Origin of the sequence: Candidatus Regiella insecticola LSR1 (genome assembly GCF_000143625.1) — a bacterium.
GTDB classification, from domain to species: Bacteria; Pseudomonadota; Gammaproteobacteria; order Enterobacterales; family Enterobacteriaceae; genus Regiella; species Regiella insecticola.
Map to the genome: position 1 here is coordinate 1 of NZ_GL379633.1, position 8,974 is coordinate 8,974.

At 42.4% G+C, this 8,974-nt stretch carries 13 protein-coding genes; 10 read left to right on the top strand and 3 right to left on the bottom strand.

From position 1 onward, the window contains the following. Positions 1 to 136: 136 nt before the first annotated feature. From REG_RS08410 to rplS, 9 genes are all read left to right on the top strand, one after another. Positions 137 to 1,399: a PTS ascorbate transporter subunit IIC gene (locus REG_RS08410; RefSeq protein ID WP_006705247.1), complete on the top strand. Its 1,263-nt coding sequence runs from the start codon at positions 137 to 139 to the stop codon at positions 1,397 to 1,399. Positions 1,400 to 1,448: 49 nt separating this feature from the next. Then, positions 1,449 to 1,574: a hypothetical protein gene (locus REG_RS14365; RefSeq protein WP_260200252.1), complete on the top strand. Its 126-nt coding sequence runs from the start codon at positions 1,449 to 1,451 to the stop codon at positions 1,572 to 1,574. Positions 1,575 to 1,761: 187 nt separating this feature from the next. Next, on the top strand, positions 1,762 to 2,418 hold the full coding sequence (gene pdxH / locus REG_RS08415; protein ID WP_006705248.1) for a pyridoxamine 5'-phosphate oxidase: 657 nt from the start codon (positions 1,762 to 1,764) through the stop codon (positions 2,416 to 2,418). A gap of 69 nt (positions 2,419 to 2,487) precedes the next feature. Further along, complete coding sequence (locus REG_RS14370) at positions 2,488 to 2,613, top strand: hypothetical protein (protein ID WP_260200253.1); 126 nt, start codon at positions 2,488 to 2,490, stop codon at positions 2,611 to 2,613. Between the two features lie 97 nt (positions 2,614 to 2,710). Continuing rightward, positions 2,711 to 4,072 (top strand): signal recognition particle protein, encoded by a 1,362-nt coding sequence (gene ffh, locus REG_RS08420; RefSeq protein ID WP_006705249.1) that lies wholly within the window; start codon positions 2,711 to 2,713, stop codon positions 4,070 to 4,072. A gap of 154 nt (positions 4,073 to 4,226) precedes the next feature. Beyond that, positions 4,227 to 4,526 (top strand): 30S ribosomal protein S16, encoded by a 300-nt coding sequence (gene rpsP, locus REG_RS08425; RefSeq protein WP_039908231.1) that lies wholly within the window; start codon positions 4,227 to 4,229, stop codon positions 4,524 to 4,526. A gap of 28 nt (positions 4,527 to 4,554) precedes the next feature. After that, positions 4,555 to 5,103 carry a ribosome maturation factor RimM gene (gene rimM, locus REG_RS08430; protein ID WP_039908243.1) on the top strand — a complete coding sequence of 183 codons (549 nt, stop codon included), beginning with the start codon at positions 4,555 to 4,557 and terminating at the stop codon, positions 5,101 to 5,103. Between the two features lie 60 nt (positions 5,104 to 5,163). Then, positions 5,164 to 6,009 carry a tRNA (guanosine(37)-N1)-methyltransferase TrmD gene (gene trmD / locus REG_RS08435; RefSeq protein ID WP_006705252.1) on the top strand — a complete coding sequence of 282 codons (846 nt, stop codon included), beginning with the start codon at positions 5,164 to 5,166 and terminating at the stop codon, positions 6,007 to 6,009. A gap of 118 nt (positions 6,010 to 6,127) precedes the next feature. Beyond that, positions 6,128 to 6,475, top strand: coding sequence for a 50S ribosomal protein L19 (gene rplS, locus REG_RS08440; protein WP_039908233.1), 348 nt, complete (start codon positions 6,128 to 6,130; stop codon positions 6,473 to 6,475). 332 nt (positions 6,476 to 6,807) lie between these two features. Here the strand turns inward: rplS and tusD are convergent, their stop codons facing one another. The 3 genes from tusD to fkpA form a co-directional block, all read right to left on the bottom strand. Beyond that, positions 6,808 to 7,206 (bottom strand): sulfurtransferase complex subunit TusD, encoded by a 399-nt coding sequence (gene tusD, locus REG_RS08450; protein ID WP_039908238.1) that lies wholly within the window; start codon positions 7,204 to 7,206, stop codon positions 6,808 to 6,810. 37 nt (positions 7,207 to 7,243) lie between these two features. Continuing rightward, complete coding sequence (locus tag REG_RS11440; RefSeq protein WP_071985207.1) at positions 7,244 to 7,441, bottom strand: hypothetical protein; 198 nt, start codon at positions 7,439 to 7,441, stop codon at positions 7,244 to 7,246. 182 nt (positions 7,442 to 7,623) lie between these two features. Next, positions 7,624 to 8,436 (bottom strand): FKBP-type peptidyl-prolyl cis-trans isomerase, encoded by an 813-nt coding sequence (gene fkpA / locus REG_RS08455; protein WP_006705255.1) that lies wholly within the window; start codon positions 8,434 to 8,436, stop codon positions 7,624 to 7,626. Positions 8,437 to 8,687: 251 nt separating this feature from the next. Here fkpA and REG_RS08460 point away from each other — a divergent pair, with 251 nt between their 5' ends. Next, complete coding sequence (locus REG_RS08460) at positions 8,688 to 8,900, top strand: SlyX family protein (protein ID WP_039908241.1); 213 nt, start codon at positions 8,688 to 8,690, stop codon at positions 8,898 to 8,900. The last annotated feature ends 74 nt before the right edge of the window (positions 8,901 to 8,974 follow it).

Genomic DNA, 8,974 nt, shown 5'->3' on the forward strand with positions numbered 1-8,974 from the left:
CATCTGTTTTTTTAAAGAGGAACCGTTTACTTTAAATGTATTAAAATTATAATTATTTCAATAATTTAGATGAATACACTTTGTTAACAGTGCCATATCGGTAAGCATTTAAGTTTTTTATTAACGGAGGTATGAAATGGATTTTTTTAGGTTTCTAATGGATGATGTATTTGCTGAGCCTGCCATATTGGTCGGCTTGATCGCATTAATTGGATTGATAGTTCAAAAATCCTCTCTCACCACATGTATTCAAGGCACTGTTAAAACAATTATGGGCTTTGTTATTTTAGGTGCAGGGGCAAGTTTGGTTGTTTCCTCTCTTAGCGATTTTGCCGCTATTTTTCAACAGGCATTTGGTATTCAGGGTGTGGTACCTAATAATGAAGCCACTACGGCGGTTGCCCAAAAAATATTTGGTAAAGAAATGGCCATGATTATGTTCTTTGCTATGTTGATTAATATTTTCATTGCACGTTTAACACCTTGGAAATTTATTTTCTTAACTGGTCATCACACTCTTTTTATGTCAATGATGGTTGCTGTTATTTTAGCGAGCTCAGGCATGAAAGGGCTAACGTTAATTACTGTCGGCGCTATCGTGGTAGGTATATCAATGGTTTTTTTCCCGTCGATTGTACATCCTTATATGAAAAAGGTGACGGGAGAAAATAATATAGCCATGGGGCATTTCTCTACTTTATCTTATGTCTTAGCAGGATTTATTGGCAGTCAATTCGGTAATAAAAAAAATTCTACCGAAGATTTGAATTTGCCTAAAAGTCTCTTTTTTCTACGTGATACACCTGTGGCTATTGCTTTCACGATGAGCATTATTTTTCTCATCACCTGTTTATTCGCGGGTAATGATTTAGTAAAAGAACTCAGTGGGGGGAAAAATTGGTTTATGTTTTCCCTTATGCAGTCCATCATTTTTGCCGCCGGTGTCTACATTATTTTACAAGGTGTGCAAATGGTCATCGCTGAAATTGTTCCTGCATTTAAAGGGATTTCTGAAAAATTAGTGCCTAATGCTAAACCCGCGCTAGATTGTCCGGTCGTTTTTCCTTACGCGCCTAATGCGGTATTAGTCGGTTTTTTAAGTAGCTTTGCCGCGGGCATTCTCGTGATGTTTACGCTGTACTTAATGAATATGACCGTTATTATTCCCGGTGTTGTCTCTCATTTTTTTTCAGGAGGCAGTGCGGGAGTCTTTGGCAATGCCACCGGGGGGCGACGTGGTGCCGTTCTTGGTGCTTTTATTCAAGGGTTGTTACTGAGCTTTTTGCCCGTCTTTTTGTTGCCTGTATTAGGTGATTTCAGCTCTGCCAATACCACTTTCGGTGATGCTGACTACGGTGTTGTGGGAATTTTACTCGGTACCATCGTTCGTTCACTTTAATATATCCTTCGTCTTTGAAGTTGCCTTCGGCTGCCAGAGTGTGAGGCCGATGAGCGTAGACATACTACCTGATTCAGCGAGCACCCGCAGCCAAAAAGTAGTCTGTTATCTCTTGGGAAATGCGGATTTTTTAAACGAAAATGACCCTATTATCACCCGGGACTCTCTACGTTAAGGAGAATAACCCTAAAGTTTGAAAATAATATCGTTTATTTTTTGATCCAATTCTGTTTTTGACAATAAAACCAAATTATTAAAATAAGAGCCTGTTCGACATCTCTTATGCTTATTGAAAGAAGATTTCGAATAGGCTCTGAGAGTAAAATAATAACCATTCAATCTTCGCTTCCATCAAGGTTTTTATGTCTGAATACCATGAATCTGAAATTGAAAATTTACGGCGTGAATATATAGGCGGCAAGCTATGCAGTAAGGATCTTCCCTCTGATCCGTTAGTCTTATTCACCGCCTGGTTCGAAGAAGCAAAGCAAGAGGAGAAGATCAAAGATCCCTCCGCGGTCTGTGTTGCTACGGTCGATGGCTATGGCAGACCTTTTCAACGCACCGTTTTGCTTAAACATTATGATGAACAAGGTATGGTATTTTACGGCAATCTAAAGAGTCGTAAGGCGCTGCATTTAAAAGAAAATCCATATATCAGTTTATTATTTCCATGGTATGCATTAGATCGACAAGTTACTTTTCTTGGCAAAGCTGAACCACTGCCGCGTGATAAAGTAGAAAGTTATTTCGCCAGTCGGCCAAAGGATAGCCAAATTGCCGCTTTGGTTTCTCACCAATCTTGTACAATTGCTAGCCGCCAGGTATTGGAAGAGGAATTCAGTAAATGTCAGCAGCAATATCAACAGAGCACAGTTCCGGTTCCAGATTATTGGGGAGGATTTTGTGTTTGTTTTGACTCGGTAGAATTTTGGCAAGGAAGAGCATCCCGTCTTCATGATCGTTTTCTCTATCAACGCAGTAAAGAGGGCTGGGAAAAGAGTCGATTAGCACCATAACATTAATGAGGATTGTGAATACTCACAGCCAACAACACGGCAGATTCAAAGGCCAAGAGCATATACCCAATGAATTTCGAGTTACGGCAAGGCGGCAAGGGGGTGAGACCGATGAGCGTAGACATACTACGTGATTCGGCGAGCGCCCGCAGCCAACGCCGCCGTAACTTGAAAGGCGAAGGGTATTTCTCATAGTAAAGCCTAGCAGAGATCACATTAACCTCGTGTTATAATCACTCTACAGTGTCGTTAACGCGGCTTCTTTACACCTTACACCTTGAGCAGAAAATAAATGTTTGACAATTTAACTGATCGATTATCGCGTACATTGCGTCATATCAGCGGTCGTGGGCGGCTGACAGAAGACAATATTAAAAACACGTTGCGTGAAATCCGCATAGCTTTGTTGGAAGCTGACGTAGCCCTGCCAGTTGTGAATGATTTTATCAACCTGATTAAAGAACGCGCAGTGGGGCGTGAGGTCAATAAAAGCCTTACTCCAGGGCAGGAATTGGTAAAAATAGTTAAAGATGAATTGACTTCCGCGATGGGGAAGGTCAATAGCGAGTTAAATTTAGCGACTCAGCCCCCCGCAGTGATATTAATGGCCGGTTTGCAGGGCGTGGGTAAAACCACCAGTGTTGCTAAACTTGGCAAATTTCTTAAAGAAAAACAAAAGAAAAAAGTGCTAGTGGTGTCGGCTGATGTTTATCGCCCAGCGGCGATAAAACAGTTAGAAACCTTAGCACAGGGTGTTGGCATCGATTTTTTCGCTTCAAATTTACACCAAAAACCGATTGATATCGTTAATTTGGCTCTTGAGACAGCAAAACTTAAATTTTATGATGTTCTCATCGTCGATACGGCAGGTCGTCTACATGTTGATGAAACCATGATGGACGAAATTAAACAATTACATTCTGCCATTAATCCAGTAGAAACCTTATTTGTCGTTGATGCGATGACAGGACAGGATGCTGCAAATATCGCCAAAAGCTTTAACGACGCGCTGCCACTCACGGGGGTGATATTAACTAAAGTTGATGGCGATGCGCGAGGGGGGGCAGCTTTATCCATCCGCCACATCACTGGAAAGCCAATAAAATTTCTTGGCGTGGGTGAAAAAAGTGAAGCATTGGAAGCCTTCCATCCTGATCGAGTAGCCTCGCGTATTCTTGGTATGGGCGATGTACTGTCATTAATTGAACACATTGAAGACAAAGTTGATCGAACACAAGCTGAAAAAATGGCTGTTAAGTTGAAGAAAGGTCGTGGATTTGATCTGACCGATTTTCTTGAGCAGCTCAAGCAGATGGAAAATATGGGGGGTATGACCAGTCTGCTAAATAAAATACCCGGTGCTAACCGCTTGCCCAGTAATATAAAAGTACCCATAGATGACAAAATGACGCAAGGCATGAAGGCGATGATTAATTCCATGACCCATAAAGAGCGCACTAAACCTGAAATTATTAAGGGCTCTCGCAAACGGCGTATCGCCAGTGGCTCAGGTATGCAAGTTCAGGATGTTAATCGTTTGTTGAAACAGTTTGATGATATGCAACGTATGATGAAAAAGATGCAGAAAGGCGGGCTGGCAAAAATGATGCGGGGAATGAAAGGTATGATACCACCAGGCTTTCCCGGTCGTTAACTCAGTCTAAAATAAATTGAGTTCAAGAAAATACCGCTTTAGATTGCTTTTTGCACCGAAGTCAGTAGAATTTTGAAACTTTTTACGTGTAGCAGGTTCCGTTTCCAAGCGAGATCTGATTTTTTTGTTAATTTGTTAATTGAAAGAGGATGTTATGGTAACCATTCGTTTGGCTCGGGGTGGCGCTAAAAAACGGCCATTCTACCAAGTAGTTGTCACTGACAGCCGTAATGCTCGTGACGGTCGTTTTATTGAACGTGTCGGTTTTTTCAATCCGATAGAATGGGCTAAGGCTAAGAAGGCTGAAAAAGAGGCTAAACATGCCGAAGCTGAAGCTAAGTATGCTGAAAGCTTACGTTTAGATCTAGAGCGTATTAAACATTGGTTCGAACAGGGCGCCAGCGTTTCTGAACGTGTAGCGACACTGATCAAAAATTTTGAAAAAGCCGCTTGATAAATCATCTTCAGCTCAAGTAATAATGATGAAAAGAACACCGGATTTTGTTGTTCCCGCTCAGAAAATTGTGGTGGGAAAAATGGGCTCGACTTATGGTGTTCGGGGGTGGCTAAGGCTTTTTTCGTCCACCGAAATCGCGAGCAATATCTTTGACTATCAACCCTGGTTTATCCAGCGCGCCGGGCAGTGGCAATCTATTGAGCTAGAACGATGGAAGCACCACAACCACGATCTGATCATAAAAATCAAAAGCGTCGATGATCAGGGGTCGGCAAGTCAGCTAACTAATTGTGAAATTGTGGTTGACTCGACACAATTACCGGTGTTGAGCACAAATGATTACTATTGGAAGGATCTAATCGGTTGCCAGGTAATCACAACGAACGGTTATCAACTGGGTAAAATCATTGATATGATGGAAACTGGCTCTAACGACGTAATGGTTGTAAAGGCAGACCTAAAAGATGCGTTTGGTATTAAAGAACGTTTGATTCCCTATCTCGATAAGCAAGTTGTAAAGCGAGTTAATGTTGACGATAAACGGGTTGAAGTAGATTGGGAGCCTAATTTTTGAACTCGAAATTACTTCACGATGATACGTCGAAAAAAATTGAGCTAAACACGACTAAAATAAATGACTCGATCGAGAGTCGGGGTTGTTAGCCTGTTTCCTGAAATGTTTCGCGCCATAACCGATTATGGTGTCACGGGGCGAGCAGTAAAAAATGACCAGCTCAAGATAACATGTTGGGATCCACGTAAATTCACTATTGATCGGCATCATACCGTAGATGACCGTCCTTATGGCGGTGGACCCGGAATGTTGATGATGGTGCAACCTTTATGCGAAGCGATTCATGCAGCAAAAAAAGCGCTGGGTGGTGTAGTAGAAAAAGTTATCTATTTATCCCCCCAAGGACGTAAGCTTGACCAACAAGGTGTTCGTGAATTGGCAACGCATAAGAAAATTATTCTGGTGTGTGGTCGCTATGAAGGCATCGATGAACGTGTGATTGATACGGAAATTACCGAAGAATGGTCAATTGGTGATTACGTTCTCAGCGGTGGTGAGTTACCTGCAATGGTTTTACTTGATGCCATCTCCCGTTTTATACCGGGGGTTTTAGGTCATCAGGCCTCAGCTGAGGAGGATTCATTTGTTGATGGGCTGTTGGACTGCCCACATTATACCCGTCCTGAAAGGTTAGAGGGGCTGGAAGTACCTGCGGTATTACTGTCAGGCAATCATGCTGAGATCCAGCGCTGGCGCTTAAGACAGTCTCTGGGACGTACTTGGCTTAGAAGACCTGAACTTCTGGAAAACCTAGCTCTGACTGACGAGCAAAAATTGTTGCTAGCTGAGTTCCAACAGGAACACCCAGGTTTGAGTGACACAGTACTATGCAAAAGCGATGAGAGGAGTGTTGTGCATTCTAACCCGCAAAAGTCCTTTAAGTTGCCGCTAAGCGGCCAAAGGTGAGACCGATGATACGTGATGCGGCGAGCACCGCAGCCAGCAACCCGGCGGCTTCAAAGGCGAAGGGGATATGCCAACTGCCCTTAATTTATATCAGTTTACCTAGGATAAGAGATTGGTTATGAGCAATATCATTAAGCAACTTGAACAAGAACAACTGAAGCCAGATGTCACCAAATTCAGACCTGGTGATTCCATAGAAGTAAAAGTATGGGTGGTTGAAGGGGCAAAAAAACGTCTTCAGGCCTTTGAAGGGGTCGTTATTGCGGTGCGTAATCGCGGTCTACACTCTGCATTTACTGTACGTAAGATTTCTAACGGCGAAGGCATTGAACGTGTATTCCAAACACACTCTCCTATCATTGACAGCATTACTGTTAAACGACGCGGGGATGTTCGTAAAGCCAAATTATATTATCTACGTGAGCGCACAGGTAAAGCAGCTCGTATCAAAGAACGTCTCAAGTAAAAGAGATAAGCTGCTTCACATTTTTTACTTGTGTAGCAGCCATTAAGAGCCTATTCAAAATCTTCTTAAGCGACACTCAATTGATGAAAAAACGGGCGAAAAAGCGCAGTTGCCTTTTGTTACAAAAACAAGAAGGTAAATGAACATTTTGAGCCCATTTTTGATAAAAAACTTTCTTGCAAAACCGTAGCGAGGGGTGTGAAGTCGAGGCGCCCGGCGCACAGCAACCTTCATTGCCATTAGTACAATTGCAAGCACCGCTCAGCGCAGAATTCACACCCCGCAGTAGGTTATGCAAGCAGTCTAAAGTATCAGCGAGCATAAGAAATTTCTTAAAACTGGATAATGCGATCACAGGTGAATAACGCCTCGGCTAATGCTCCCAGCCCACTTAGCGTAAACCCGGGCTGTAGATTGATAGCGACAGTATGATCTTCAGTCTGATTCTTATCACAAACACCCCGCCGTTGAGCAGCTGAAATACACACATTTAGCTGCACTTTATTGTCTTTGGCTAACTGTGACCATGCTCTGACCAAATCAAACTCATCATTGGCCGGAGCGGTCAATCGATTAGCATTTAAAACACCTTCACGATAGAAAAAAATATTGCTTAGCCGATGTCTTGCCTCCAATAGAGCCAAAGCAAATTGATAAGCGCTGCTTGCCTGCTGAGTGCCATAAGCTGAGCCGGTAACCAGCAAACAATAATTTAAACTTAAAGGCTGCACATTAAACCTCTGCAAAATCTATGCTCGACGCGAATATTTATTTATATACCCACAAGTCCTTCAAGTCGCAGCGCGGCGGCCAGGGTGTTAGGGGCTGATGAGCATAGACAAAGGGTATATACCCTTCGCCTTTCAAGTTACGGCTTTGTTGTCTGCAGGTGCTCGCCGAATCACGTAGTAGGTCTACGCTCATCGGTCTCACACCCTTGCCGCCTTGCCGTAACTCGAAATTCATTGGGTATATAGCCAAATCATTTTACTGATTCGGCTATATGTGATTCAGACGAGCACCCACAGCCAACAAAGCTGCAAACTTCCAAAGGCGAAGAGGATAGACGTGTTGCACGGCACAGCCCCATCATTTTATTGAATCAAATTAAAATGATGGGGCTATATCCGCGGTCTTTACACAGTTAATTATTTAGGGGCTGCCGTATCGGTAGTGGAAGGCGCTTTTTCTGTTGACACGGGTTTTGATTTCACGTCCAGCAGCTCCACTTCAAATTTCAGCGTGGAATTGCCAGGGATATTATTTTGGATACCCTCTTTACCATAGGCCAAATCAGGGGGGATGACCAAGGTAATCTTACCGCCTTTTTTCAGCAGTTTCATACCCTCTTGCCAACCTGGAATAACACCATTAAGAGGGAAAGAGGTCGGTTCACTACGCTTATGAGAGTTATCAAATTCAGTGCCATCAATCAGATTTCCTTTGTAGTGAACTGTCACAGTATCCGTATCTTTTGGAGCCTGGCCTGTCCCTGATTTTTCTATGCGATAGAGTAAACCAGATGCTGTTTCTTTCACGCCTTTTTCTTTAGCGAATTTTTCACGGTATTTCTTACCGGCTGCCTCGTTATCTTTCACCTCTTTGGCCACTCGTGCCTGAGCCTTGTCTTTTACCTGTGCTTCAAATGCCGTTAAAATAGTGCTTATTTCTTCGTTACTGAGTTTTTTTCTATCGTTTAACGCTTCCTGAACTCCGGTTACAAATCGTTCTTTATCTAATTTTATGCCTAATTTTTCTTGTTCTTGAAAAGAATTTTCCATGTAGGATCCCAAAGAAGCCCCTAAAGCATAGGAAGTTTTCTCACCTTCAGTTTTGAAGTTATTGTCAGTTTTTGTTGTTACAGATTTATCTGCGGTTTCTGCAATGGCGAATGTTTGAGAGGTGTTTAGGGTTAGCGTGATGGTCATCGCCAACAGGGTAAATTTAAACCGTGATTTCATTTATTTCTCCAATAGATTAATTCTTTCTTCAGCAACAGTTTTAAGAGCCTATTCGAAATCTCTTGTGCTCGCTGATACTTTATAAAATAGGGCTTAAATACTCGTTTACTTCGTGTAAACTGTGCTTTTGCTGAGCTCAGCTTGAAAAAGAATTTAGAATAGACGCTAACAGATATAACGCAACTTCGGGTTAAAATAATAGCGTTCAATTATGTGTAATGATTCTCTCCACCGGCCGGCAGGAAAATATCATGAAACCTTTGTCATTTGAAGAGCGGTTAGAAAAACTGGAAAGCCAGATAGCTTTTCAGGATAAAAGCATTGAAGAATTGGAACTCATTGTGACGGAAAACCGCAATACAATCGATAAATTACAAAAGCAACTGCATTTACTCGGTGAAAGATTGCAAGAAACATCAATTTTAGCAGCTGTTTCAGAAGAAGCGCCACCACCCCATTATTAGACTTCTGCATAACCTACTGCGTGGTGTGAATTTCTGCGTTACCGGTGCTCGCAATAGACTCTATACCCAATGAA